A 24,694-nucleotide genomic window follows, 5' to 3' on the forward strand; every position below is an offset into this window, starting at 1 on the left:
TTAAATAGTGAACATGAGTAGTGCCGATATGTGGGGTAAGCCTATAAAAGTTGACCCCTTCTGAAAACTTATGACTTCCCTTCAATTCTGTCAACTTGATGATTCACTCATATTTTAAATTAGCGAATAGGTAACAGAGAGCGGTAATCTTCTATTGAAATATAGCCCGGTAATGTGCGTGTTTCTTTTGTGGAGTCTGGATTAGCCACAGCCAGCAAATGTTTAATACCATACAGCTTGGCTGCGTCTAATACAGCAAGGCTATCATCGACAAATAGCGTTCGCTCTTTGTCAAAACCAAGTTTTTGCTCAACCTGCTGCCATAAGCTTTGTGACTCTTTACTAACGCCAAATTCGTGAGTCGATATTAGTGCATCTAAGTGCACATCAAATGCTGTTTGTTCAATTTTTAATGACAGGCTGTCAGGGTGAGCATTGGTGAGTAAGATTAATGTTTTGCCAGCTTTTTTTAGCGCTTGTAAGAATTCAGGCACATCTTCGCGAACTGTAATAAGGTGTTTGATCTCTTGCTTGAGTTCAACAATGGGTAAGTCGAGCTCTTGTTGCCAGTAATCTAGGCAATACCACTCTATTTGCCCTTCTACTTTTTGATATTTTTTAGATAATGCTTCAAACGCTTGTTCTTTACTTATGCCGTGCTTTTCGGCAAGTTTTTGCGGGATCAGTTCAAGCCAATAATGGTTGTCGAAATGAAGGTCTAATAAAGTGCCATCCATATCAAATAAGATGGTGTCAATTTCCTGCCAATTTAACATAGGTTTTTTAGTTTAAACGTTTTATTATAAATCTAAGCTGTAGTTTAACAGAGTTTTATGATGCCCGATAAAAAAGGATTAACCCTTCCCGAAGTCACCCGTATAGATGAAGTTTCTCATAGTAAGCTTTTTACCGTTGAGGCACTTGACTTAACATTTTCGAACGGCGAAAAGAGACAATATGAACGCATAAAAGGGGGGAGCCGAGGCGCTGTTTTGGTTGTTCCTATTGATGCTGAGAATAACTTAATATTAGTACGTGAGTATTGTGCGGGCACACATGATTATCAATTAGGTTTCCCTAAAGGTCTAATTGATCCTGGTGAAACGCCAGTGCAAGCTGGTAATCGTGAACTAAAAGAAGAAGCCGGGTTTGGTGCAAAACAATTTGCTGAACTAAAATTAGTGTCGTTAGCTCCCAGTTACTTTAATGCTAAAATGCACATCTTGTTAGCGCAAAGTCTTTACCCTGAAAAGCTAGCTGGAGATGAACCAGAACCGTTAGAAGTGGTTAAATGGCCTTTGAATGATTGGCAATCATTATTACAACAAACTGATTTTACAGAAGCACGCAGCGTTGCAGCTTTGTTATTAGCGAAGCAGCACTTATCTTAATTTAGATTAACAGTAGTAACGAATGAAAGAATTTATAGAGCCTTGTATTCAAATTGCACAGCATGCGGGTGATGCTATTTTAGAAGTGTACCATCAGGACGATATTGAGCTGTGTGAAAAATCGGATAACACACCTGTTACAAAAGCTGACTTAGCAGCTAATGAAGTATTGCTAGCAGGTCTCAAAGCACTGTCCCCGGATATACCGATTATGTCTGAGGAAACGCCGATTCCTTCATTAGAACAGCGCGAAAACTGGGAGCGTTATTGGCTGCTAGATCCACTTGATGGCACGGGAGAGTTTGTGCTTAAAAGTGGTGACTTTGCCGTTAATATTGCCTTGGTAGAAAATAACAAACCGGTATTTGGCGTTATTTTCTGGCCAACAGAAGGGGTTACCTATTGGGCGATGGCTGACTTAGGTGCGTTTAAACGTGAAAATGGCGAAGATACAAAAATACAGGTGCAACGTCAGTCGGAGTTGAAATTAGCTGTTAGTCGTCGCCAAAATATCGCAACAGTGAGCAAATACATCGAGCAAGAATTTGATACCTTGCCTTTGGGATCATGTTCATTAAAAGCCTGTGCAATTGCTGAAGGGCGTGCAGATGCTTTTATGCGAATAGGGCCGACAGGGGAATGGGATACAGGCGCATCGCAAATTATTGTAGAAATGGCTGGTGGAAAGCTATTTGATGCTGAGTTTAACCCTATTACCTATAACCAGCGTGAAACTACTGAAAATCCTGATTTTATTATAACGGGTGATCAAAGCTATCCTTGGCAAGAAATGATCAAACCACACAAGCGTTGATTGTAATTTGAGCAGTTAAACGTGTTTTATCAGAAAGTGCTTGCATAAATGTAATAAATCTATATTATAGCGCCTCACTTAAGCAGCAAAGCTTAAGAATACAGGCGCGGGATGGAGCAGCCTGGTAGCTCGTCGGGCTCATAACCCGAAGGTCGTCGGTTCAAATCCGGCTCCCGCAACCAACTTTTTGGTAGCCAATTCTTTTAGAATGAATTAAAACTTCTAAGGCTTGTTCACGTTCGTGAACCATTCTGACGCGGGATGGAGCAGCCTGGTAGCTCGTCGGGCTCATAACCCGAAGGTCGTCGGTTCAAATCCGGCTCCCGCAACCATTTCTTGTTTTTCCATATAATTCAAACTTATTAATCAAGTATATTTCGCCCTACGGTCGTCGTTAGTGCCTAACGCGTATCAAATCCGGCTCCCGCAACCATTTCTTGTTTTTCTCTTATAATCCTAATTTAATAATCAAACTTACTTTGCCCTACGGTCGTCGTTGGTGCCCAACGCGTATCAAATCGGCTCCCGCAACTATTTCTTATTTTTCCATATAATTCAAATTTATTAATCAAGTATATTTCGCCCTACGGTCGTCGTTGGTGCCCAACGCATATCAAATCGGCTCCCGCAACCATTTCTTGTTTTTCCCTTATTATCCTAATTTAATAATCCAAAATATTTCGTCTTATTATTGTCTTCGTTATAGATATTCAATATTTACCTAAATCCGGTTTCTGGAAGTTTTCCTATATCTGAACTCTTATTTTTAAATTAAATTTTTCTATCTTGCAGGCATAATACGAGTCTGAGCATATCTTTATGCTGTATACCATTTTCAAAAATGGGTTTTGAGTAGTTATCTAAAAAATGATTTTTAATAATGCTGTCTACGCGAAATCCTAGCTTTTGATAAAAACCGAGTTGATGGCCAAATGTACCTGTGCCTACTTCAATACGTAAAAAGTCGCTTTGCTTTAGCTCTGAAATAGCGAACGCCAGTAGCTTTGAACCAATGCCTAACGCTTGATGGGAAGGAACTACAGCAATATTCATTAACTCTATACATTGTGAACTTTGCTCTTTAAATACACAGGCACCCGCTAGATTAATATCCTGAGTGGCTGCAAAGCAGAAACTATTCGATAAATAAGTTCTTATCTTTTGTTCATCAGGATCAGCTTCCAATAAAAGCGATAATGGTATTAGCTCGGGAGCGATTTGAGAAAAGGTTAGCATCGTTATTTGGTCCTTGAAAAATGCTTAAGCAATGCTTGATAAGCGCTATTTGCCGCTAAGTAATTATCAGAGTTGTGGCTTGCAGTTTTATCCGGGTGTGAGGTGAGGGCAATTTTATACCAGGCGCGTTTTACCTGTTTTAAAGTGGCATTATTAGGTAAGCCAAGTACATCGAAAGCGTCATTTACATCATGCAATTCAAAATGGTTACGAGCAGTGTAGTAGTGCCAAAAACTATCTAATAAACTCTTTATCTCTTCATTAGAAATCGCAATGTTTGAAAAGTCTAAATAGTAATCTGCGAGCTTTGAATTGGTGTCAGAGAGTTGTTTTTCTTGATAGCAAATCAGCTGAATGTTAATCGAATCGATTACTACGGCATACCCAAGAGCATTGGCGTCAGTTTGCAGATTAAAGAGCGCATTCATCACTAAGAAGTTTTGCTTAAATAAATTTTGTTCAGGATCTTTATCGAGCGAAATGAGCAGTTTCTGCTCTTTTAAATGGCTAAAGATGTGGTTGAGTTTACAGTTAGGTGATTGTAAAAGCAGATCAAAAATAGCTTGTTGCAGTGAGAATGAAATGCTTTCTAAGCTATTTTCCAAGTTGTTCATCCTTGTGTTGCAATTTGGGCAACGTTTGTTGCCCAAACATGATTAAGCTTAATGCTTTTTAGCATACGCTTCAGCTTGTCGCCAAACGCGCATCGTATTACCACCTAATAGTTTGATGATATCGCTATCGGAATAGCCTCTATCAAGTAATCCCTGAACTAAGTTAGGGTAGCTAGCAACGTCTTTTAAACCGATTGGCAGAGAGTCGCCAACACCGTCATAATCAGAGCCAATGCCAACGTAATCAATACCAATCAGTTTTACAACATGATCAATATGATTGAGCACCTGTTCTAGACTTGCAAATGGGTATGGGTTTTTCGCAACATAAGCTTTTCGGAAATCTTTAACTTGTGGTGCGTTTTCGCCAAACTCTTCTTTTGCCTGTTTACGTGCAGCTTTCATTTTATCGCCCCAAGCACCTGCTGCAGACGTCACAAAGCTTGAACCAAAGTTAATTTGAATAACGCCGCCATTTTCTTTCAGTGCTAACAACATTTTGTCATCCATGTTACGTTCAAAACCTGGCGTATATTTGCGTAATGACGAGTGAGAGGCAATCACTGGTACTTTTGACAGTTCCATAACTTGGTAAAAGGCATCATCTGAAATATGTGATACATCAATTAGCATACCAATGTTATTCATTTCTTTGACTAACTCTTTACCAAATGGGCTTAAGCCTTTCCATTTACGACGAATATCATAAGATGAATCTGAAATGTGATTGCTTTGCGAATGGGCAAGCGTAATGTAGCGAACGCCACGGTCAAAGAAGTGTTTAAGGTTTGCCATCTCTCCTTCCATTGGTGAGCCGTTTTCCATGCCCATGGCAAGTGACATTAAGCCTTGTTTAAATTGCGCTTCAACGTCGCTGGTGCTGGTCGCGATTGCGAATTTATCTGGCGCACGTTGTGCCAACGCTTCCATGCCGTCAATAAGTTGATTGGCAAGCTGGTAACTTTTGCCTTTACCTTCAAATTCTAAATTGGCCGGAATATAAATCGACATAAAAGGCACATTTAAGCCCCCTTTAACGCCCCTTGGATAGTCAAAATCACCACCTTCCGTGGCTTTTGAGACATCATCCCATTTGTGATAAATGCGGTATGGCACATCAATATGAGTATCGATAAGTAAGTTTTCTTGCGCCAGTTTGATTGCTTTTTCTGAAGCTTTAAATTCTGCCGCATTGCTTGTAAAGGTAAGGGCTAAGGCAGAGGCTATTAAGCTTGTTTTTATTAGGTATTTCATAGTCGATTCTGTGTCGTTGTTTTCTTTATTGTGCTTGCTTTAACTTTGAAAGCAATAGAATCGCGATAGAAAGATTAAAAACTAGTCGAATAGCAATAATTTACTAAGTTGTAGGTGTGAGTAGAAAAAAGCAAATGCTTTTTCTACTCGTAGTCGACATGTGACTGAAAGTCACTGGCAGGCATTATATTGATTGTTTCATGCAATTCAGAAAACACTAATACCGCAGTGCCTGTTTTCAATTGCATTTTAACTTGCTCTATTTTTTGTTCTAAAGCGGCTTCTTCTTCACCGTAGTCGGTACCTTCACGCAAAACAAACTCTTTTATCAGATTTGTCAGGGTATCTGGATCAATTTGGTCAATTGGTACGATCATTTTTATTTACTTAATAGTTGTTGTTGGAAAAAGTGAGGGACTTGCTGCTCAAGCCAAAAAATAGGACGAAACGGGTTTTTACCGCTAATAAAGCCCACATGCCCCCCTTTCTTCGACACCATTAATTTAACGGCATTACTGACATCTTCTTGCTTTGGTATTGCTTCTTGCGACAACATTGGGTCATCTTTTGCGTGGATTACTAGTGTGGGGGTTGTGATACGTTTTAAATACTGTTTTCCACTTGATTTTAAGTAGTAGTCAGCTGCGTCAATAAAACCATGCAGCGGGGCGGTGACTTTGTTGTCGAACTCCCATAAATCGTAAATATTTTCCAGCTGCTTTGCTGTGAGGTTAATCGAGTCTTTCAGGTGTTCCAGTTTTCGTGCTGTGGATTTCTTTAATCTGTCGAGCAGGTATTTTTGATATAACTTAAAGCAGCTTTTTTGAATCACTTTACATGATGACGCTAATGCAAAAGGGGCTGAGACTACAGCTGCTGCATTTAGCTGGCTATTGTGTTCATATTCACCAAGGTATTTGGTTAAAACGTTTCCACCAAGCGAAAAGCCAACCGCCATTAAGGGTTTGCTTGGAAAGCGCTGTTTTAGCGTATTGACTAAAAAATGCAAATCTGTGGTTTCACCACTGTGATATGCACGGGCTTGCAGATTTGCTTTGTAGCCACAATTACGGAAATGTAACAACACCACGTCAAACCCTGCGAGCGAGAGCGCTTTCATCATGCCTTTCGCATAAAAGCTATCAATGTTTCCCTCTAAGCCATGTAATACAATCGCTAAGGGTTTTTCGTCAGCTACGATATGTTCTTTGCTCCAAATGAGTTGCAGAAAGTCATCATCGGGCGTTGCTATTTCTTCTATATGGTAATCAATAGCTAAGGTTGGACGAAAAAATCGCGGTAAGATGGTTTGTGCATGGCGATTGCTCATCCACCAAGCAGGTTTAAAGTTATGATCCATAACAGTGTACAAAGAATAAAGATGGGCTCAGTGTAGCAGAAAAAAATAAAGCACCAAACTAGTTGCCTAGCTTGATGCTTTAGTGCGTCGTGCTTAATTCTAACAGGGTTTTTCAAATGCCAGACAAATGCTGACACTTTCAAATTTTTAATAAAACTGGTTATGACTCGCTAGGCTCAGAGTTTTTGATCTTGTTGATGAAAAAGCCTACGTAGAAAAGGCACAGAACAATAACAACACCTAAAATACCGAACGATAAAAACAGCACAGGATCCTGAAAAAAGTCTCTAAATAGATTGTTCATTGTGTTTCTCCTCTAACGTCAACACGAAAGAGAATAGAATAAGCAGGACCAAATGATCATGACTTAGATCAAGGTTTTTCCCAGGTATTTTATCGCATCAACTAAGTTGAATTAATGTTTGATCTAGGTCAGTTTTTGACACGTGTAAGGTATTAGAAAGGTAGTAATGCAAAGCGAGCTTAGCGTCGGGATTTTGTTGTTTAGTCTTGTTATAGGCATTTATTAATATCTGTTGTTCGTGCTTTTCGAGCTCTAACTCCGCGTTTAGTAGATGTGCTCTAAGCGCAGGGTAATTTGGTAACTCTTGTAAAGACAACTTGAACAAGCTTCTTGTCTGGCGAAGCGGTGATGTATAGGTTTTGTTAAAGAAAGACACTTCTGAATGTAACGCGTCAATTTGTGAAACATCAATAGGTAAGTTGTGCATTTGCAGATAAATTAGCAATAAGCACAAGTTAACATTGGCACCATAGCTGTCTTGCAAGGTTAAAAGCGCACTGCTGTGCGCGCTTTTGCTGTAGTAATCAAGCGAAAACTGCCAGAGTCGGTCAGTCTGCAAATTGTGCTGCAAATTCAGCTTCCTCAGTTTCTAATTGTTCGAGCTTTTCCAACAGCGACTCTTCAATATCGTTTAATTGCGGCGCGAGTTTAGCTTGTTCAGCTAGTTGTTTAGTGAGCTCTGTTTTATTTTCTTCCTGATAAATACTGGCATCGGCAAGTGCATTTTCAGCAACTTGTAATTGCTCACTAACGGTTTCTAATTGCTTTTCCAGTTTGGCAATTTCACGTTTCAGTGGCTGCATTTTAGCACGGAACTCCGCTTCTAAGCGTTTTTGCTCTTTACGGTTTTGCACCTTATTTGGTTTGTTTTCAAGTGTTGTCGTTTTGCTTTCACCCGTTTTGTTGCTGTCTTTGTTTGCCAGCCATGCATAATAATCTTCAATTTCATAGCCGAGCTGTGTAACTTGACCATCGTTTACGAGGTAGAACTGATCAGAGGTATTTTTAAGTAAGTGGCGGTCGTGCGATACCGTTACCATTGCCCCTTCAAATCCTTGTAAAGCCATAACTAAGGCATGGCGCATCTCGAGGTCAAGGTGGTTGGTTGGTTCATCGAGTAGCAAGATGTTAGGCTTTTGATAAACAAGCAAAGCTAATACTAAGCGGGCTTTTTCGCCCCCCGAGAATGGTGCCACAGGGTCGAGCGCTTTGTCGCCATGAAATGCAAAACAGCCAAGGAAATCTCTGAGTTCTTGCTCAGATGCTTTTTTATCAAGGCGCTGCAAGTGTAGTAGTGGCGATGCACTTGGATCGAGCGACTCTAGTTGATGCTGTGCAAAATAACCGATACGTAAACCTTGGTGGTGAACAAATTCACCGGCTTGGGGCGCTAATTCACCTGCTAATAATTTAATTAGGGTAGATTTACCCGCACCGTTTTTACCAAGTAACGCAATTCGGCTACCAGGTACTAGGTTTAGTTTGATGTCTTGAATAATAGTGACATCGCCATAGCCCGCTTTTACTTTCTCAAGTGTCACCAGTGGATTTGGTAAGCTTGGCGGCTCTTTAAAGCTAAAATTAAAAGGTGAGTCGATATGTGCAGGAGCCAGCTTTTCCATACGTTCAAGTGCTTTGACGCGGCTTTGTGCTTGTTTTGCTTTTGAGGCCTTAGCTTTAAAGCGGCGAATAAAGTTCTCTAAATGAGCAATTTGCTCTTGTTGTTTTTCAAAGTTGCTTTGTTGTTGTGCAAGCTTTTCTGCTTTGATGCGCTCAAACTGGCTGTAGTTACCCTTGTAGCTATGAATTTGCTGTTGGTAGACATGCCAAATTTCACCCACAATCGCGTCTAAGAATTCTCTGTCATGCGATATAAGAATCAAGGTGCCAGGATAGGACTTTAAAAACTTTTCTAACCAATACACAGCATCGAGGTCGAGGTGGTTTGTTGGTTCGTCTAACAGCAGTAAATCAGCTTCTTGTAATAAGGCTTGCGCAAGGTTTAAGCGCATACGCCAACCACCAGAAAAATCTTTTACAGGCAGTGAAATCTGTCCTTGCATAAAGCCAAGACCATGCAATAACTCGCTAGCTTTTGCTTCAATGTGGTAAGCCTGCATTTCTTCAAGGGCAAGATGAATTTCAGCTTGTTTGGCACCATCATTGTTTTGTTCAGCAAGGTGGAGTTGTTCTCTTAACGCATAGTAATCTTGATACCCTTGTAATACGTATTCTAATGCTGAAATAGCCAAACCTGGCGTTTCTTGTTTTACCGATGCAATACGCCACTCTTTTGGAATAAGACACTCGCCCATGTCTGGGGTAAGTTCATTTCGAAGTAAAGCAAACAGGCTTGATTTACCACAGCCATTATTGCCAACTAAACCGACTTTGTGACCAGGGAATAAAGTAGCATTGGTATTTTTGAGTAGTGGTTTGCCACCACGCAACAATTCAAGATTAGAAATTTGGATCATGTACAAACAGCATTTTGAAAACTTTTCTCGTGCTAGTATATCAAGTAATCAGTGTTGTTTGTTAAAATCGCGCTATCAACATTGGGAATAATTGAAACTATGAAACAGAAAAAACGTTTTATTGCAGGAGCTACCTGCCCAGAGTGTAAAAAGCAAGACACTATGATGCTTTATAAAGAAATGGATGTTGAGAAAGTTGAATGTGTTGAGTGTGGTCACACAATGACACAAGCGGAAGGCCAAGTGCAGGCATCTACGCGTCAGTTTGAACAAGTTATTGGGGTATTTAAGCCTGAATAGTCAGGCTTCAACAAGAGTAGCGAGCAAAAGTCACCAGCTCTAATAATGTGGCGGGGGCGTTTCCAGCTCTTGACTAACTACCGAAGATGGCTTCATTTCTTTGAGTTTTTCACCTACTAACTCAATTTGACGTGACATCTTAGCCATCGTAACTTGATGTTGCTTAATTTCATCGTTGAGAATATCAATAGTTTCATCTTGATACGCTACTTTCATCTCAAGCTCGGTAATACGTGCTTCAAGATTGCTTATTTGTTCATTTGCCATGTTTCAGATAAACCGTTAGAACTTTCACTAATTAAGTTGCCATTATCGCTAAAAGCGATGTCATATACTACAGCTGATTTAGGACGAGAGCCCTGTCGAGGAGCTACACGCCATGTTTGGAGTTGTTTTCCATTTGATGTATCCCACAAGGCGATAGTACGAGCAGGTGAACCAGTGGCAAGTAAAGATGTATCGCTATTAAACCGAACCGCACTAAATACTTTTTGCCTTGCATTAAATTGTAAATTAGCCATTTGAGAACCATTTTGTAAGTTCCAAATGCTTGCTTGTTTTTGACTATCTGCTGTAAACGCTTTACGGCCTTCTCGGTCAAGTGCAACTTGGGTTACACGACTTGGGTGTGTAAAACGATGAATCACTTGCGCACTGCGAGTATCCCAAAGGTAAGCTGTGTAGTCATTGGCTCCAGTAAGTGCATAAAAACCATTTGGGGATAAATCAACCGCATTCACTTTTTCGGTATGGCCTAAAAATTCAATGCGCCGGCCGCTATTTAAATCAACATGAATAACTTTGCCGTCGCCGCGGCCATAGAGTACATAGCGCCCATTATTGCTAATAGCGATATCACGAATACTAGACTCTTGGATTTTCCAAAAGCCAATATTTTCGCCACTTTCTAAGCTCCATACTGCAAAATTAGTGCGATCTGCGGTCACAGCGAACTTATCATCATCACTGATGTCTATAGCAAGCACTAGGTTGTCGGTATCTTGCTGATGACTCCATTGATAAAGTAGGGCGTTGTCATTTAAATTCCATACTGATACCCCATGATTAATAGAAGAGACAATCGCGAGTGTACCCTTGTTATTTAATGCTGCGGCATAACTGCCTTGAACAGCATGTTCTTGTGCATTATTAGGCAAAGAGTTTGGTTTATCACAAGCCGTTAAGGTAAAGAGCATAAAAATTATTAAGGTTAGGCGATATGGCTTCATTTTTAATCTAATTTTCCTTAACTCTTGAGCTATGAGAGGTTAGACTAGGACGAGTTTTGAGAACAAGGTAGTTACAGATAATTATTATCGGCGTTGTCTCAAGTATGCGTCTTTGTCGTCATTTTTGTGTTTTACATTGATGTTTGTCAGCCTATCATGTAACTCATTTAATTTTAACTTAGATAATTGTAGATAAAAGGCATTTTATTTGCCGGAGAAAAAAATGAAAAAAGTATTTAAACTTTCATTTGTTGCTGCATCAGTGCTTGCACTTGCTGCATGTAATAAAGAAGCGCCTAAAGCTGAAGTAAAACTAGAGACCGAAGTACAAAAACAAGCATATGGTCTTGGCGCTTCAATTGGTGACTTTTTAAAGAAAGACCTTGAAGGCAAAACTGAAATGGGTTTTGAGTTAGATAAAAAGTTAATCATTGCAGGTCTAGAAGAATCACTAGCTGGTAATTCAAAATTAACTGAAGAAGAAATCAAAGAGCTTCTAACAAAACTAAACACTGATTTTGCTGAAAAGCAGCAGGCTGCAGCACAAGCAAAAGCAGAAGAAGTTAAAGCGCAAGGCGTTGCTTTCTTAGCTGAAAATGCAAAGAAAGAAGGCGTAGTAACGACTGACTCTGGTCTACAGTATGAAGTGCTAGCGCAAGGTGAAGGTAAAAAGCCGTTAGCAACAGACACGGTTGAAGTGCACTATAAAGGCACATTGATTGACGGTACTGAGTTCGACAGTTCTTACTCACACGGTGAGCCAATTACTTTCCCACTTAACCGTGTAATTAAAGGTTGGACTGAAGGTGTTCAACTTATGGCTGAAGGTTCAAAATTCAAGTTCTTCATTCCTTCAGAGCTTGCATATGGTGAGCGTGACCTTGGTAAGATCCCTGCTAATTCAACACTTATTTTTGAAGTTGAGCTTTTAAAAGTTGTTCAGCCTGAAGCTGAAAAAGAAGCTGCATCTGAATAATTTCTAAATGAAGTTAATTCTTAAAGCCACCTTTTAGGTGGCTTTTTTATTTGCATTTGTAGGTTTATTACTCTAAATTAAACTGACTAATCAGTCGGTTTTTTGTGTTTACCTAGGATGCTATATGAACTTGCCTATTTTTAATGAAATTGACACAGCTACAGAAACTCAAACTACAGAGCACTGCTCAGAGCAGCTGAAAGCTGCATTTACCCAGTTAAAGTTGGCTTATAATGCAAACAAGCAACCATCTTATGCTGATCGCAGGCAAGTAATTCTAGCGTTAAAGTCAGCATTGTTAGCAAATAGAGAACAGCTGCTGAGCGCGCTCAATACTGACTATGGTAAGCGGCCAAATTTCGATAGTTTAATGGCGGACATATTACCCAGTGTTCAACACGTTAATTACACTTTAGAACACTTAAAGTCTTGGCTTAAACCAGAGAAGCGAAGTGCCGGGCTGTTGCTATCACCATCTTCTATCTATGTTCACAAACAAGCTAAAGGAGTTGTTGGGGTTGTTGTGCCCTGGAATTTCCCTGTGTTCTTGAGTATTGGCCCTATTGTTACTGCGCTTGCTGCTGGTAATAAAGTAATGGTTAAGCTCAGCGAATATACGCCGCATACAAATTCGATTATCAGAAAAATTTTTAATTCCTTGCAAGACAGTGTGGTGGTGATTGAAGGCGGACCAGAGGTTGCGGCTGAATTCACTCAATTACCGTTTGACCATGTTTTTTTCACAGGCTCAACAAGTGTAGGCAAGTTGGTTGCTAAATCTTGCGCTGAGCGTTTGGTACCAACAACATTAGAGCTTGGCGGCAAATCGCCAGTAGTGATAACTGCCAATGCTAATTTAGAGCAAGCGGCTGATGCGATTATTCTTGGTAAATCAGTTAATGCGGGGCAAATTTGTGTCGCACCGGATTATATCCTTGTTGAGCAGTCTCAATACCAAGCATTTTGCCAAGCTTACCTCACTCGCTTTGCGGCACTTTATGACCATCAGAAATTTAGTGAGGAATATGGCGCGATTATAAATGAGGCGCAGTTTGCTCGCTTGCACTCAATGCTTGAAGATGCCAAGGCTAAAGGAGCTAACATCATCTCACCACCGGGATATCAAATTGATGCTCAAAATAGAGTAATGCCGCCACAGTTGATAACGGGTGTTGATGACACTATGGATGTGTGCAAAAGTGAGATCTTTGGCCCTATATTACCCGTCTTACCTTATAACGAATTGACAGATGCGATTGATTATATCAATAGTAAAGAGCGCCCTCTGGCCCTTTATATTATGTCGCAAGATATCTGTGAGGTAAGAACCATATTGCAGCACACACACAGTGGCGGTGTGTGTATTAATGATACCTTGATGCATGTAGGTGCCGATGATGCGCCGTTTGGCGGCATTGGAGAGTCAGGGTTAGGTAACTATCATGGTCGTGAAGGGTTTGATACGTTTTGCCATAAGCGGACAGTATTGAAAACACCTGTATGGTTACCACGAGTAAAACTGATCTTACGTTCTAAGAAATTAGCACTCACATTACTGACTAAGTTGTTCGTTCGTTAAATGGTTACTGCAAAAAAACAAAAGTTACTCGATGCTGCGTTGGCTTTGTTTGTTGAGCAAGGTATTTCAGAAACATCGACAGCCAGCATTGCGAAACATGCAAGCGTGGCAACTGGCACTTTATTTCATCACTTTGAAAATAAAAAGGTGCTGGTGGAAGCGCTGTATTTTCATTTAAAAACATCCTTAGTGGATGATTTGGCTTTAGATGGCAAGATTGAGAATGAAGGGCAGATAGTCAGTCTATGGCATAAAGTGATCATTTGGGGTCTAGAAAATCCAGATAAAATGGCGTTTTTTAGTATTTATTATTCAAGCCCATGGGTCGAGTCATCTTTTAAACACAACGTGCTTAACAGTGTGTTTTCTTTTTTGATTGAATTTATCGAGAGACAAAAAGCAGTGGGCGTGTTTATCGACTTACCAACGGATTATATTGCGATGCATATTCAGCAAAGTTTACTCAATACGGTAAATTATTTGTTAGAGCACAACCTAGAGGTCACGAGTGAATTGATTGATTCAAGCTTGAAAGTTTGTATGTTTGGTTTGCAAACGCAAAGAAACAAAGAGGCGTAATTTACGCCTTTTTTAATCTGTGTGATGCGTATATAAATTTTCAATTAGCTCGTCTTCTAACTCGAAGCGTTGCTCAAGTGCTTGCCCTAAAGTAGATAGATCTTCATCAAAGTTTGGCAGCAAGCTTTCTTCTTTCGCATTTGCGTAATCATCATTAAAACTCAAAGCGATATCAGTTGATGCAGAGATTTGCGGGTATAATGACTGCGCTAACTTTAAGCTGCTCGGTCCTTTTTCGGCGCAAGCTTTTACTAGGTCATCATAAATCTCAAAGTGACCTGCTGAGAGGTAATCCATTAAGATTTGGCAAAATTCAAGAATTTCACCTTTCTTTGGCAGTGCTTGGTCGCTTCGTTCATAGGGAGGTAAGCCTGCAAGTTTGCAATAAATTACAAGTAACTCTTGGCGTTCTTGTAACCAGCTATCAATAGCTGAATGTGAACCGCCCCATTCTTGTTTCGCTTTTTCTAAACTTTTAAGCATAATTATGTCCCTTTACTTCAAACTAATTTCTATAACAAAGAAATATGCAGAAAAGATCAACTTATTTTTAACATTTTTCATTCAGTTAATTGTAACTAATTAATAATAAAGATAATTGTTGATATATTAATTTGTGCTTAATGTAGGCAGGGCGCAGTTAAAAAAGTATATAAAAGAAAAAACCACCCAGAGGGTGGTTATAAAACTTTTTCTGACTTGATTAATTCAAGCTCTTATTTTTGTATCTATTTTATAACAAACTATTTTCATTTTAACAATACTTAATATCCTAAAATGGTGCTTTAATTATTAATTCTCTCTACAAAGCGAAATAATTACATTTACTATGTAGTTAGGTTTGATCTTTCGCATAGTTAGTTGGCTTTCATAATGATACAATTCGCTCAGTTATAATTTTTAGGTTTTACACTATCATGAGTGAATTAAAGAACGATCGTTATTTACGTGCGCTATTGAAGCAACCAGTAGACCAAACACCTGTATGGATGATGCGTCAAGCTGGCCGCTATTTACCAGAATATCGAGCAACCAGAGCGCAAGCTGGCGACTTTATGAGCTTATGTAAAAATGCAGAATTAGCGTGTGAAGTAACACTGCAACCGCTTCGTCGTTATCCATTGGATGCAGCCATTCTGTTCAGTGATATTCTTACAATTCCAGATGCTATGGGATTAGGCCTTTATTTTGAAACAGGTGAAGGTCCGAAGTTTGAGCGTCCAATTCAATCGATGGCTGATGTAGCTAATTTACCAATTCCAGATCCAGAAGATGAGCTGGGTTATGTGATGAATGCGGTACGTACTATTCGTCGTGAGCTTAAAGGTGAAGTGCCATTAATCGGTTTTTCTGGTTCACCATGGACGTTAGCAACTTACATGATTGAAGGCGGTAGCAGTAAAACATTCGGCAAGATTAAGAAAATGGCATTTTCTGAGCCAGAAATCTTGCATATGCTGCTTGATAAATTAGCGGATTCTGTAATCAGCTATTTGAATGCGCAGATTAAAGCCGGTGCTCAATCGTTAATGGTATTTGATTCTTGGGGTGGAGTGTTATCACCGCGTGATTACAAAGAGTTTTCATTAACGTATATGCAAAAAATTGTTGATGGCTTAATTCGTGAATATGACGGCCGAAAGGTACCAGTCACGCTATTTACTAAAAATGGCGGCTTAAACTTAGAATCAATTGCGGCAACTGGTTGTGATGCGGTTGGTTTAGATTGGACTGTTGATATTGCCGATGCGCGCCGTCGAATTGGTGATAAAGTGGCACTTCAAGGTAATATGGATCCTGCAATGCTGCATGGAACGCCAGAACGTATTCGTCAGGAAGTGCAACGTATTTTAGAGGGCTATGGTGATGGTTCTGGCCATGTATTCAACCTTGGTCATGGAATTACACCAGATGTCGATCCAGAAAATGCAGGCGTGTTTATTAATTCGGTTGGTGAATTAAGTAAACAGTACCACAACAAATAAATATGAGCCTTGCAATTGCAAGGCTTTTTTCTTTATGGCTGATATCAATGACATTATGTGGCCTGGCACAGTTGCTAAAGCTAAGGCCATCCAATCAAAGTTAGCGCAACAAGTAACTATCTCTCAATACCAAGGGGAAATTCGCGTTATTGCAGGTATTGATGTTGCTTTCCCAAATAAAGGTAAAACAACACGTGCTGCAATTGTACTGTTGCAGTACCCATCGTTAAATGTAATTGAGCAGGTAGCATATGAATCGCCTACAGTATTACCCTATATTCCCGGAGTACTTAGTTTTCGTGAAGGTGGTGTGATAATAAAGGCTATGCAGCAGCTTCAAAACGCTCCTGATATTTTGATGTTTGATGGTCAAGGCATTGCGCACCCTATGGGCCTTGGTATTGCAAGTCATATTGGAGTAATCCTCAATATACCGACTATTGGTATTGCGAAAAGCTGTTTGACAGGTGACTATAATGAACCTGATACATTTAAAGGTGCAATATCTGATCTAAGTGTTCGGGGGGAAAATATTGGCTATGTAGTCCGTACTAGAGAGAACGTAAAGCCACTGTTTATTTCGCCGGGGCATCGCATAACAAAAGAGCAAGCGGTATCGCTTGCTCTTGAGTGTGTTACTAAGTTTCGTTTACCTGAACCTACAAGGCTTGCTGATAAACTTAGTAAGAGTCGGTAGTTCTATCAGCCATCATCGAAGCTTCGCTTAGTTCAATCAGCTTGATGTAATTTTGTGCTGGCCAACTACGGTTGTTTGCTTCATTAAGTGCTTGTTGTAACAGTTGCTGCCCTTCTTGCACTCGTCCTAGCTCAGAGTGTGCTGTACCAAGAACAGACAATAGTACTGGATGTTGGTTATCAACTGCACGTGCTAGCTCAGCATACTTAATCGCATTTTGTGCATCACGTAGCTCAGCAACATCAGAGAATGCTAATAAACGAGAGTACTCTATCATTGCTGGTAAATATTGATTATGTGCTGCAGTTTTTAAGATATCAGCTGCAGTGTGTACGTCATAATGAATACTGCCATAGTTAAGCATTGTCATCGCTAATTGGTATTGTGCACGCTCATTGCCTGACTCTGACGCCAGCTTTAACCAATTAAATGCTTTCTCTTCATCAGGTTGACAGCCTTCGCCATTTTCAAAACAGTGCATTAAACGCATTTGAGCATCATGGTTACCATTGATAGCAGCTTTGTAGTACCAATCAATGTGTTCGTTTTCAGATGTTGCTTCTATCACACCGTGTTCAAGCATTAAGGCATAACGATTTTGCGCAACGCTATTACCCTTATTAGCAAGTACAAGTAATTTACCTTTATACTCATCAAGAGCACGTTGAAATTCACGATTTACTTTGCTGTTATCTGAACCCAGAGTAAAAGATGTTACTAAATCAAAAATACGACGAGGTTCACCCGTAGGGCTGATATCTGGCTCAAACTTCCATTGCTTTACAGCTTCTAAAGCGGGTTCATCGATCACCCCTTTCGGAAATGATGCAAGAATACGACTATCTTCAACGACCCCACTTTCGTTGACATTGTAGCCTACTGTGACCCATGCTTTTGAACCTGAACGTGTATTGTTGTCAATCTCAGGTTCAACCTTTTCAATTAACTTTGCTCGCTCAGGAAAGAAGTTGGTGTGCTTCGTGATGGGTGCGTAACGTAAGTCGTGTAGTTTCTTACCATAGGCATCTTTAAGTTCGATATACGCTTCTTTAGCTTCACGACGTGAAGGCACTAATTTACGCAAGCTGCGATATTTGTCTTGCGCCTCAGGGTGACCAAAATCTTTAGCAAGTAGATACCATGCATATGCTTGATTGATATCTTTTTCAATTCCCTGGCCATTGAGATAGGCTGTCGCAAGATCAAACTGAGCATTTACATGACCCAATTTAGCAATCTTACTTAATTCAGCAACGTATTTCTCAACATTTCCCTGTTTCTCATAGTATTTAGCAGTGGAATAATCTGCGAAACTGTTAAAAGAAAACAAAGATAGTGCTGAGGCAAGTAATAGAGTGGGGGTTTTCATACTTAACAGCCTATTATTATTGTTTTAGGTTATTAAGTTTACAATAATTTTACACGATCACAAGCGTTAGTTTAAAAAACCGGCACTTTATGTGAAGGTTTGTAATAAACCAGCCATAAAGCGCCATTTCGCTTTATTTAATCAAACGATTCAAGCCATTAAGTGCCGCAACGCGGTAAGCTTCTGCCATAGTTGGGTAGTTAAATGTCGTATTAACAAAGTATTCTATGTTGTTGCCGCCATTTTTTTGCTCCATTACCGCTTGACCGATATGAATAATCTCGGCTGCACGCTCACCAAACACATGGATACCTAGAATCTCTTTGGTTTCAATGTGGAACAGTATTTTTAAACTACCTACTTCGGTACCTGCAATTTGTGCACGTGCAAGGTGTTTAAATTGAGCGCGACCAACTTCATATGGCACTTTAGCTGCGGTAAGCTCTTGTTCTGAGCGACCAACCGAACTAATTTCTGGAATAGTGTAGATACCACTTGGAATATCGCGGATCAGCTTTTTATTGCATTCGCCAGTGGTAATCGCATCTGCAGCGATACGGCCTTGATCGAAAGCGGCACTTGCAAGGCTTGGATAACCAATTACATCACCCACAGCATAGACATTACCTACTTCAGTTTGGTAGTTTTCATTCACTTTTAAATTACCGCGGCTGTCCGGTGTTAAACCAATCGCTGATAAGTTCAGTTTATCAGTATTACCTGTGCGACCATTAGCGAATAGTAAGCAATCGGCTTGCATCTTTTTGCCTGATTGCATATGAACAATCACGCAATCATCACGAGTTTCTACTTTTTTAAATTCTTCATTGTGGCGAATTAGAATGCCGCTATTCCAAAAGTGATAACTTAGAGAGTCTGATGTTTCAGCATCTAGAAATGCGAGCAGGCGATCACGTGTATTAATTAGATCTACCTTTGCACCTAATCCGCGGAAAATTGATGCATATTCACAACCAATTACACCAGCACCATAAATGATGATATGACGCGGGTCGTGTTTAAGGCCCAAAATAGTATCACTGTCATAAACACGTTTATGATTAAAGTCGATTTCAGATGGACGATATGGACGAGAACCAGTTGCAATAACAATAGTTTGTGCCGATAGCGTTTCATTACTGCCATCGTCTTTTTGAATTGAAATTGTATGGTTATCTATAAAACTTGCTTCACCATGAAGTAGTGTAATGCGATTTCTATCATAAAAGCTGGTGCGTAAATTGACCTGTTTGGAAATCACATTACTGGCATGATCTAAAATATCAGGATAGGTCATGCGCTCTCTGTGAGCTTGAGAATTAAACAACGGGTTTGAGTTAAACTCAATTAAGCGACTAACAGAATGACGCAATGCCTTTGAAGGTATTGTACCCCAGTGTGCGCATCCGCCACCGACTTTTGGTTGTTTTTCAACAACTGCAACTCGTTTACCACTTTTAGCAAGGTTCATTGCTGTGCCTTCACCACCAGGTCCTGTACCTATGATAATGGCGTCATAATCATACTGTTTTTTAGTCGCTTGTTTTTTTGTCACAGAGTGTTCCTTTAACTAATTTATTGCGAGCTCTTTGATTAAGGCTTTATTTAGAGCCAACCAATATTCTTGTTGGTTTATTAACGCTGCTTTTATTTCATTATACTGCTTTTTAAGCTGAGATTGCTCGCATTGCTTTATAACTTTGTTTTTTCGCATCTCTAAAACGCGTTTTCTTACTTTATAATAGTGCTGCAATTTACTTAATAACAGATCATATTCTTTTTGTAGTTTCTCAATTTGCTTATCATTAGCTTCTTTTTTGAGAAGTGTTTGTTTGGTGCGCTCCATTAAAGTCGCTGCTTTTGCACGTTCAATAATTTCTTGAGGTGTCTTCCGTAACTTAGAAGCTAACCCCACTAACGATAGTGACTTTATCAGCCATTTCGTCGGATCGTAATGCCACCATTGGATACCATTACGGTAGTCTGATGCGAAAATATGATGAAAATTATGGTACCCCTCACCGTAAGTTAAAAAAGCTAAAAAGCCATTATCTCTTGCTGTGTTGGACTCAGTATATGGACGCGAACCCCAAATATGGGCAAGCGAGTTTATGAAAAAGGTAAAATGTTGACTTAACACTAAGCGAAGTAAGCCGGCAAGCAATAACATTCCCCACACATTTCCAAAGATAAGCCCGAGTAATAATGGAATACCAAAGTTTGTGATAATCGACAGCACTAAATAGTGTTTATGTTGCCACATTACAACGCGGTTCTTTTGTAAATCTCGACAGTTAGAATAGTCAGTATAACGATGGGCTTGATATTCACGTAACATCCAACCTATATGGCTATACCAAAAACCACGCGTTGCAGCATAAGGATCTTTTTCAGGGTCATCAACTTTACCATGATGTATACGGTGGTCAGAACTCCAATGTAATGCACTGTTTTGTATTGAAAACGCCCCGCCAATAGCAAAAATAAATTCGATTACTGGGTGTGTTTCATAGGTCTTGTGTGCCCATAAGCGGTGATAACCTGCGGTGATTGAAAGTCCACAATAAAACATACAAGCAATAAATGCGATCCAGTTAGCAGTACTGTAGCCATAGGTAAAACCATACCAAGGAACCAAAGTTACAGCAGCTAAAAAGGTGGTGGAAAAAAAGAGGGTATTAAGCCAAATAATGGGTGGTTTTTTCATATTAAAAATCTCAGCGTACACTTGTACGCTAAAATAGTTTTATATCACGTTTTAATCAAGTGAAATCGACAAAATTCATAAATAATTTTTCTGTGTTAAACTGCATGCAAAATTTATGGGGGATGTATGTCGGGTATTCGTGCACAACAAAAAGAAAAGACGCGACAAGCGTTAATCGATGCAGCGTTTAATCAATTAAGTGCTGAGCATAGCTTTTCTAATTTAAGCTTGCGCGAAGTTGCTCGTGAGGCAGGCATTGCACCAACTTCTTTTTATCGTCACTTCAAAGATATGAATGAACTTGGTTTAACTTTAGTTGATGAAGCTGGCTTAATGCTTCGACAACTGATGCGTCAAGCTCGTCGACGTATTGAAAGTGGTGGCAGCATTATTAATATTTCCGTACTCACGTTTATGGAGTTTATTGATCAATCGAGTAACCAATTTCGTTTATTATTGCGTGAGCGTTCAGGCACATCAAAGGCCTTTAGGGCAGCAGTTGCGCGTGAAATAAAACATTTTATTTTGGAACTTGCACATTATTTAGAAAGTGAAACAGGGTGCGATGCAAATCATGCCTATATCCAAGCGGAAGCTATGGTTACTTTGGTATTTAATGCAGGTGCTGAAGCGCTTGATCTCACAAAGCCACAGCGTGATCAACTTACGGAGCGCATTATTTGGCAATTACGCTATATTGCCAAAGGCGCTTCAAGTTATACAAAGGAGAAAAAAGCAGCTAAATAGCTGCTTTTTTTATTTACGCGTTAAAAATACACCCGACTCAATATGGTGGGTATATGGGAACTGATCAAAAATAGCAAAGCGCTCAATGTTATGCGTTTCTGTCAATTGCTTGAGATCTCGCTCAAGCGTATCCGGGTTACATGAAATATAAATAATATTGTCATAGCCTTGCACTAAGTCTGTGGTGTCTTTATCTAAACCAGCACGTGGCGGGTCAACTAAAATGCTTTGGCAGTTGTAACTTTTTAAATCAATTCCATTTAAGCGAGAAAAGGTTTTTTCACCGTTCATCGCCATTGTAAATTCTTCGCTCGACATACGGATGATATCAAGGTTTTCAATTTTATTTTCCGCGATGTTAAATTGCGCAGATTTTACAGAGGACTTAGATATTTCGGTTGCTAATACGCGATTAAAGTGCGGCGCTAATGCAATTGAAAAATTACCATTGCCGCAGTAAAGCTCAAGTAGGTCATTTTGAAGCGGTTTTGATACATCAATAGCCCATTCAAGCATGCATTCATTTAGCTTTGCATTTGGTTGAGTGAAGCTATTTTCTACTTGTTGATAAATAAGCTCGCGATTATTCACATTCAACTTTTCAATCACGTACTCTTCACCAAGGACAATTTTTTGTTTGCGCGCACGACCAATGAAATCAATGTTAAATTTTTTACTAAGTTCGGCTTTTAGCTTAGTCACTTGGTTAAGCCATTCATCATCAAGCTGCTTATGATAAATTAGACTTACCAAAATCTGCCCACTCAATGTAGATAAATAATCGATTTGAAATAGCTTACGACGTAAAATTTCATTTGGTTTTAATAGCTCTAATAGACGCGACATTAACTCACAAATTAGTGGCGCGGCAGGATCAAACTGGTCTACTCTGATTTTCTCTTTAGTTTCTGGGTTAAACATGATGTGAAATAAATCTTCCCCCTCATGCCATACGCGAAACTCAGCACGTTGTCTGTAATGTTTAGGTGCAGATTCAAATACTTCTAATTCAGGTGCATTAAATTGAGCGAATTGTTGACTAATACGCTGCGCTTTCTCGTTGAGTTGTTCATCGTATTTTGAAGTATCTATTTGAATTACAGGCATATGCTTTTAAACCTCATGTTTGCGAGTCGCGCTATTTTAGGGTGTGGTTTTTCTTTGTCCAGTTTTAGCATAGAAAAAATGTGACATACTTACTGTAATTAAAGTTAAATTCTTATTCGAAAAACTAAGAATTAATACTTAAGTTGCTCACTATTTGGCCGATAAATAGACATTGTGAAATGGAGGCAATAATTATGAAAGTGGGTGGATTGGGGTATCAACCCGAAAACAAGTATGGTTTTTCTCAGCAAAAACCAAATGAAATAGCGCAAAATGCATCAGCTAAAGATGTATTTACGATGTCACAACGCGTAACAATTGCAAGTCAAATCTCTTATCAAAAAATGATGGGGGCAATGCCGTTTGAAAGTAAAGTTGAGCCAACCAAGCCTGAGGACCTGTTTAATTTCGAAGAAATTGCAAAAAATGTTTTGTCTTTTGTGAAAGGTGCCATCTTAGGAGCTAAAGCTGATGGTGCAGATAATGACAAACTGACAAACATGTTTGCTCAAGCGCGAAAAGGGGTAGAACAAGGTATTGGTGAAGCAGTTGAGGAACTTAAAGACAGCGACTTATACACTGATGAAATAGAGCAAGGCATTGAGAAAAGCCGCGATTTAATTTTTGATGGTTTAAACGAATTTGAAGAGTCACTTTTCAACCCTGAAAAACAGACCTCTGCCTTAACTGGTTTTAATGCCGGAAATTATTACCAGCTAGATAATGGAGCCAGTTTTGAATTTAAAACCGCAGAGGGAGACATAATTAAACTCACTTATAATAGTCAGTTTAATTCATCTGAACAGCTATCATATAGCAAAAACGATGACGGTGAATCCCTTAGCTATGCTTCTTCACAGGCGAGTTCGCAAGCATATAGCTTTTCAGTTGAAGGTGATTTAAATGAAGATGAAATTGCAGCAATCAATGATTTGATGTCAGATTTGCAAAAAGTAAGCAATGAATTTTTTAATGGCTCACTTGATAAGGCATTTGAACAGGCAAAAGAATTAAACTTGGATTCATCCCAGTTAGTTTCAATGTCAATGAACTTACAGCAGACAGAAGTTCGAGCAAGTGTTAGAGAGTATCAAACATCACAGCCCGGTACAGATATAGCTAAACAATTCGAACCGATAAATGAGGGATTAGAAGAAAGCTATGAGAAAGCGAAGCCGCTGAATATTGAAAATCAATTAGTACAGCTACTCACATGGCTTAACCAAAAACAAGCTAGTAAAGAAAGTTTAATTGATTACAGTACTCAATTTTTTGAGCAACTTAATAATAAGCAAGAAAAAGCGAAGTAAGTTTTAGCTTATCTTGAGAAATAGTAAATATGTGGCAAACTACCCGAGTTAATAACATATTAGGTCGGGTAGTTTGGCAAAACATATTGTAGTTTTTGATTCTGGTATTGGAGGTACATCGGTACTGGAACACATACAAAACAAAATACCACATGCCAAGCTTAGTTATCTTATGGATAATAAGTACCTTCCTTATGGTGAACTTTCTTTTGAATTCCTAACGCAAAGAATTACGAGCTTACTTAGAAATTTTTTAACCCTTATCGAGCCAGTTGATTTGTTGGTCATTGCGTGTAATACAGCCAGTACACAAACACTCGACATTTTAAGACAGCATTTCAAATTTCCAATTGTTGGTGTAGTGCCTGCAATCAAACCTGCTGCAGAAAAAACTCGTTCAAATAAAATTGGTGTGCTAGCAACTCCTGCAACTGTCGCGAATGAATATACGGCCAGCCTGATTAATAATTTTGCTGCTTCATGCCATGTTTCGTTATACGGCTCAAGTAGCTTAGTGAAGCTAGCTGAGCAAAAGTTTTGGACTAGTAATGTCGATCTAAAACAATTAGAAGAAGAATTGAATCAACTTTATATAGATAAAGAAATTGATCAGTTAGTTTTAGGGTGTACTCACTTTCCAATTATTGCTGAAGAAATAA

27 protein-coding genes and 2 tRNA genes (1 of these 29 running past the window's edge) are annotated in these 24,694 nt (G+C 39.4%); 13 read left to right on the forward strand and 16 right to left on the reverse strand.

Features of this window, described 5'->3' with window-relative positions; all coding sequences use genetic code 11:
• Nucleotides 1-119 precede the first annotated feature (119 nt).
• Nucleotides 120-776, reverse strand: coding sequence for a GMP/IMP nucleotidase (gene yrfG, locus OM33_RS04185; RefSeq protein WP_038639119.1), 657 nt, complete (start codon nt 774-776; stop codon nt 120-122).
• Between the two features lie 60 nt (nt 777-836).
• Here yrfG and nudE point away from each other — a divergent pair, with 60 nt between their 5' ends.
• The 4 genes from nudE to OM33_RS04205 all read left to right on the forward strand — a co-directional run bounded on the left by nudE (nt 837) and on the right by OM33_RS04205 (nt 2,537).
• Nucleotides 837-1,391 carry an ADP compounds hydrolase NudE gene (gene nudE, locus OM33_RS04190; RefSeq protein ID WP_038642995.1) on the forward strand — a complete coding sequence of 185 codons (555 nt, stop codon included), beginning with the start codon at nt 837-839 and terminating at the stop codon, nt 1,389-1,391.
• Nucleotides 1,392-1,413: 22 nt separating this feature from the next.
• A complete protein-coding gene (gene cysQ, locus OM33_RS04195; protein ID WP_038639122.1) occupies nt 1,414-2,205 on the forward strand; it encodes a 3'(2'),5'-bisphosphate nucleotidase CysQ in 792 nt (263 codons plus the stop codon).
• A gap of 105 nt (nt 2,206-2,310) precedes the next feature.
• Nucleotides 2,311-2,387 (forward strand) — tRNA-Met (locus OM33_RS04200).
• Nucleotides 2,388-2,460: 73 nt separating this feature from the next.
• Nucleotides 2,461-2,537: transfer RNA gene (locus OM33_RS04205), tRNA-Met, on the forward strand.
• A 439-nt stretch (nt 2,538-2,976) separates the two neighbouring features.
• On the opposite strand, the gene OM33_RS04210 is transcribed toward OM33_RS04205, so the two are convergent.
• The 8 genes from OM33_RS04210 to OM33_RS04240 form a co-directional block, all read right to left on the reverse strand.
• Entirely contained in the window at nt 2,977-3,441 is a 465-nt protein-coding gene (locus tag OM33_RS04210) for a GNAT family N-acetyltransferase (RefSeq protein WP_038639126.1), read from the reverse strand.
• Between the two features lie 2 nt (nt 3,442-3,443).
• Entirely contained in the window at nt 3,444-4,046 is a 603-nt protein-coding gene (locus tag OM33_RS04215; protein WP_199922500.1) for a DNA-J related domain-containing protein, read from the reverse strand.
• Between the two features lie 57 nt (nt 4,047-4,103).
• Nucleotides 4,104-5,309: a dipeptidase gene (locus tag OM33_RS04220; protein ID WP_038639132.1), complete on the reverse strand. Its 1,206-nt coding sequence runs from the start codon at nt 5,307-5,309 to the stop codon at nt 4,104-4,106.
• Between the two features lie 143 nt (nt 5,310-5,452).
• Nucleotides 5,453-5,686, reverse strand: a complete 234-nt coding sequence (locus OM33_RS04225; protein WP_038639135.1) for a YheU family protein — start codon at nt 5,684-5,686, stop codon at nt 5,453-5,455.
• Between the two features lie 2 nt (nt 5,687-5,688).
• Nucleotides 5,689-6,669 (reverse strand): hydrolase, encoded by a 981-nt coding sequence (locus OM33_RS04230; protein WP_038639137.1) that lies wholly within the window; start codon nt 6,667-6,669, stop codon nt 5,689-5,691.
• Between the two features lie 160 nt (nt 6,670-6,829).
• Nucleotides 6,830-6,973, reverse strand: a complete 144-nt coding sequence (locus OM33_RS22485; RefSeq protein WP_199922501.1) for a hypothetical protein — start codon at nt 6,971-6,973, stop codon at nt 6,830-6,832.
• Between the two features lie 97 nt (nt 6,974-7,070).
• A complete protein-coding gene (locus OM33_RS04235) occupies nt 7,071-7,544 on the reverse strand; it encodes a TIGR02444 family protein (protein ID WP_052140891.1) in 474 nt (157 codons plus the stop codon).
• Nucleotides 7,522-9,450: an ATP-binding cassette domain-containing protein gene (locus OM33_RS04240; protein WP_038639140.1), complete on the reverse strand. Its 1,929-nt coding sequence runs from the start codon at nt 9,448-9,450 to the stop codon at nt 7,522-7,524. Before OM33_RS04240 ends, OM33_RS04235 begins: the two co-directional genes overlap by 23 nt.
• 99 nt (nt 9,451-9,549) lie before the next feature.
• Between OM33_RS04240 and OM33_RS04245 the strand changes: the two genes are divergently transcribed.
• Nucleotides 9,550-9,750 carry a YheV family putative zinc ribbon protein gene (locus tag OM33_RS04245; RefSeq protein WP_010562181.1) on the forward strand — a complete coding sequence of 67 codons (201 nt, stop codon included), beginning with the start codon at nt 9,550-9,552 and terminating at the stop codon, nt 9,748-9,750.
• A gap of 39 nt (nt 9,751-9,789) precedes the next feature.
• On the opposite strand, the gene OM33_RS04250 is transcribed toward OM33_RS04245, so the two are convergent.
• Both OM33_RS04250 and OM33_RS04255 read right to left on the reverse strand, forming a co-directional pair.
• Nucleotides 9,790-10,002, reverse strand: coding sequence for a SlyX family protein (locus OM33_RS04250; RefSeq protein WP_038642998.1), 213 nt, complete (start codon nt 10,000-10,002; stop codon nt 9,790-9,792).
• Nucleotides 9,999-10,979, reverse strand: coding sequence for a WD40 repeat domain-containing protein (locus OM33_RS04255; RefSeq protein ID WP_038639143.1), 981 nt, complete (start codon nt 10,977-10,979; stop codon nt 9,999-10,001). The genes OM33_RS04250 and OM33_RS04255 overlap by 4 nt, the downstream gene beginning before the upstream one ends.
• A gap of 223 nt (nt 10,980-11,202) precedes the next feature.
• Here OM33_RS04255 and fkpA point away from each other — a divergent pair, with 223 nt between their 5' ends.
• The 3 genes from fkpA to OM33_RS04270 all read left to right on the forward strand — a co-directional run bounded on the left by fkpA (nt 11,203) and on the right by OM33_RS04270 (nt 14,113).
• Nucleotides 11,203-11,955, forward strand: a complete 753-nt coding sequence (gene fkpA, locus OM33_RS04260; protein WP_038639146.1) for an FKBP-type peptidyl-prolyl cis-trans isomerase — start codon at nt 11,203-11,205, stop codon at nt 11,953-11,955.
• A gap of 124 nt (nt 11,956-12,079) precedes the next feature.
• Entirely contained in the window at nt 12,080-13,534 is a 1,455-nt protein-coding gene (locus OM33_RS04265; RefSeq protein ID WP_081991005.1) for a coniferyl aldehyde dehydrogenase, read from the forward strand.
• Complete coding sequence (locus OM33_RS04270; RefSeq protein ID WP_052140892.1) at nt 13,535-14,113, forward strand: TetR/AcrR family transcriptional regulator; 579 nt, start codon at nt 13,535-13,537, stop codon at nt 14,111-14,113. It abuts the gene before it with no gap.
• Between the two features lie 12 nt (nt 14,114-14,125).
• Here OM33_RS04270 and OM33_RS04275 read toward each other — a convergent pair whose 3' ends face one another.
• Nucleotides 14,126-14,596, reverse strand: a complete 471-nt coding sequence (locus OM33_RS04275; RefSeq protein WP_038639149.1) for an Rsd/AlgQ family anti-sigma factor — start codon at nt 14,594-14,596, stop codon at nt 14,126-14,128.
• Between the two features lie 434 nt (nt 14,597-15,030).
• Between OM33_RS04275 and hemE the strand changes: the two genes are divergently transcribed.
• On the forward strand, nt 15,031-16,098 hold the full coding sequence (hemE, locus tag OM33_RS04280) for a uroporphyrinogen decarboxylase (RefSeq protein ID WP_038639153.1): 1,068 nt from the start codon (nt 15,031-15,033) through the stop codon (nt 16,096-16,098).
• A 34-nt stretch (nt 16,099-16,132) separates the two neighbouring features.
• Nucleotides 16,133-16,795 carry a deoxyribonuclease V gene (gene nfi / locus OM33_RS04285; protein ID WP_038639156.1) on the forward strand — a complete coding sequence of 221 codons (663 nt, stop codon included), beginning with the start codon at nt 16,133-16,135 and terminating at the stop codon, nt 16,793-16,795.
• Here the strand turns inward: nfi and OM33_RS04290 are convergent.
• The 3 genes from OM33_RS04290 to OM33_RS04300 form a co-directional block, all read right to left on the reverse strand.
• Complete coding sequence (locus OM33_RS04290; RefSeq protein WP_038639159.1) at nt 16,779-18,164, reverse strand: TonB family protein; 1,386 nt, start codon at nt 18,162-18,164, stop codon at nt 16,779-16,781. The genes nfi and OM33_RS04290 overlap by 17 nt on opposite strands.
• Nucleotides 18,165-18,297: 133 nt before the next feature.
• Complete coding sequence (gene sthA, locus OM33_RS04295) at nt 18,298-19,719, reverse strand: Si-specific NAD(P)(+) transhydrogenase (RefSeq protein ID WP_038639161.1); 1,422 nt, start codon at nt 19,717-19,719, stop codon at nt 18,298-18,300.
• Nucleotides 19,720-19,734: 15 nt separating this feature from the next.
• Nucleotides 19,735-20,871 (reverse strand): fatty acid desaturase, encoded by a 1,137-nt coding sequence (locus OM33_RS04300; protein ID WP_038643003.1) that lies wholly within the window; start codon nt 20,869-20,871, stop codon nt 19,735-19,737.
• A 126-nt stretch (nt 20,872-20,997) separates the two neighbouring features.
• Here OM33_RS04300 and fabR point away from each other — a divergent pair, with 126 nt between their 5' ends.
• Nucleotides 20,998-21,618 carry an HTH-type transcriptional repressor FabR gene (gene fabR, locus OM33_RS04305; protein ID WP_038639164.1) on the forward strand — a complete coding sequence of 207 codons (621 nt, stop codon included), beginning with the start codon at nt 20,998-21,000 and terminating at the stop codon, nt 21,616-21,618.
• A 9-nt stretch (nt 21,619-21,627) separates the two neighbouring features.
• On the opposite strand, the gene trmA is transcribed toward fabR, so the two are convergent.
• A complete protein-coding gene (gene trmA, locus OM33_RS04310; protein WP_038639166.1) occupies nt 21,628-22,725 on the reverse strand; it encodes a tRNA (uridine(54)-C5)-methyltransferase TrmA in 1,098 nt (365 codons plus the stop codon).
• Nucleotides 22,726-22,904: 179 nt separating this feature from the next.
• Here trmA and OM33_RS04315 point away from each other — a divergent pair, with 179 nt between their 5' ends.
• Nucleotides 22,905-24,035 (forward strand): DUF5610 domain-containing protein, encoded by a 1,131-nt coding sequence (locus tag OM33_RS04315; protein ID WP_199922502.1) that lies wholly within the window; start codon nt 22,905-22,907, stop codon nt 24,033-24,035.
• 73 nt (nt 24,036-24,108) lie between these two features.
• Nucleotides 24,109-24,694, forward strand: the 5' portion of a protein-coding gene (gene murI, locus OM33_RS04320) for a glutamate racemase (RefSeq protein ID WP_038639172.1). Its footprint extends 188 nt past the window's final position; 586 of the gene's 774 nt are visible here — the first part of the coding sequence; it begins with the start codon at nt 24,109-24,111; its stop codon lies off the right edge, out of view.

The organism is Pseudoalteromonas piratica (assembly GCF_000788395.1).
GTDB classification, from domain to species: domain Bacteria; phylum Pseudomonadota; class Gammaproteobacteria; order Enterobacterales; family Alteromonadaceae; genus Pseudoalteromonas; species Pseudoalteromonas piratica.

Coding starts and splice junctions, on each gene's coding strand:
- yrfG (WP_038639119.1), bottom strand. CDS start 776: ATGTTAAATTGGCAGGAAATTGACACCATCTTATTTGATATGGATGGC.
- nudE (WP_038642995.1), top strand. CDS start 837: ATGCCCGATAAAAAAGGATTAACCCTTCCCGAAGTCACCCGTATAGAT.
- cysQ (WP_038639122.1), top strand. CDS start 1,414: ATGAAAGAATTTATAGAGCCTTGTATTCAAATTGCACAGCATGCGGGT.
- OM33_RS04210 (WP_038639126.1), bottom strand. CDS start 3,441: ATGCTAACCTTTTCTCAAATCGCTCCCGAGCTAATACCATTATCGCTT.
- OM33_RS04220 (WP_038639132.1), bottom strand. CDS start 5,309: ATGAAATACCTAATAAAAACAAGCTTAATAGCCTCTGCCTTAGCCCTT.
- OM33_RS04225 (WP_038639135.1), bottom strand. CDS start 5,686: ATGATCGTACCAATTGACCAAATTGATCCAGATACCCTGACAAATCTG.
- OM33_RS04230 (WP_038639137.1), bottom strand. CDS start 6,669: ATGGATCATAACTTTAAACCTGCTTGGTGGATGAGCAATCGCCATGCA.
- OM33_RS22485 (WP_199922501.1), bottom strand. CDS start 6,973: ATGAACAATCTATTTAGAGACTTTTTTCAGGATCCTGTGCTGTTTTTA.
- OM33_RS04240 (WP_038639140.1), bottom strand. CDS start 9,450: ATGATCCAAATTTCTAATCTTGAATTGTTGCGTGGTGGCAAACCACTA.
- OM33_RS04245 (WP_010562181.1), top strand. CDS start 9,550: ATGAAACAGAAAAAACGTTTTATTGCAGGAGCTACCTGCCCAGAGTGT.
- OM33_RS04255 (WP_038639143.1), bottom strand. CDS start 10,979: ATGAAGCCATATCGCCTAACCTTAATAATTTTTATGCTCTTTACCTTA.
- fkpA (WP_038639146.1), top strand. CDS start 11,203: ATGAAAAAAGTATTTAAACTTTCATTTGTTGCTGCATCAGTGCTTGCA.
- OM33_RS04265 (WP_081991005.1), top strand. CDS start 12,080: ATGAACTTGCCTATTTTTAATGAAATTGACACAGCTACAGAAACTCAA.
- OM33_RS04270 (WP_052140892.1), top strand. CDS start 13,535: ATGGTTACTGCAAAAAAACAAAAGTTACTCGATGCTGCGTTGGCTTTG.
- OM33_RS04275 (WP_038639149.1), bottom strand. CDS start 14,596: ATGCTTAAAAGTTTAGAAAAAGCGAAACAAGAATGGGGCGGTTCACAT.
- hemE (WP_038639153.1), top strand. CDS start 15,031: ATGAGTGAATTAAAGAACGATCGTTATTTACGTGCGCTATTGAAGCAA.
- nfi (WP_038639156.1), top strand. CDS start 16,133: ATGGCTGATATCAATGACATTATGTGGCCTGGCACAGTTGCTAAAGCT.
- OM33_RS04290 (WP_038639159.1), bottom strand. CDS start 18,164: ATGAAAACCCCCACTCTATTACTTGCCTCAGCACTATCTTTGTTTTCT.
- OM33_RS04300 (WP_038643003.1), bottom strand. CDS start 20,871: ATGAAAAAACCACCCATTATTTGGCTTAATACCCTCTTTTTTTCCACC.
- fabR (WP_038639164.1), top strand. CDS start 20,998: ATGTCGGGTATTCGTGCACAACAAAAAGAAAAGACGCGACAAGCGTTA.
- trmA (WP_038639166.1), bottom strand. CDS start 22,725: ATGCCTGTAATTCAAATAGATACTTCAAAATACGATGAACAACTCAAC.
- OM33_RS04315 (WP_199922502.1), top strand. CDS start 22,905: ATGGAGGCAATAATTATGAAAGTGGGTGGATTGGGGTATCAACCCGAA.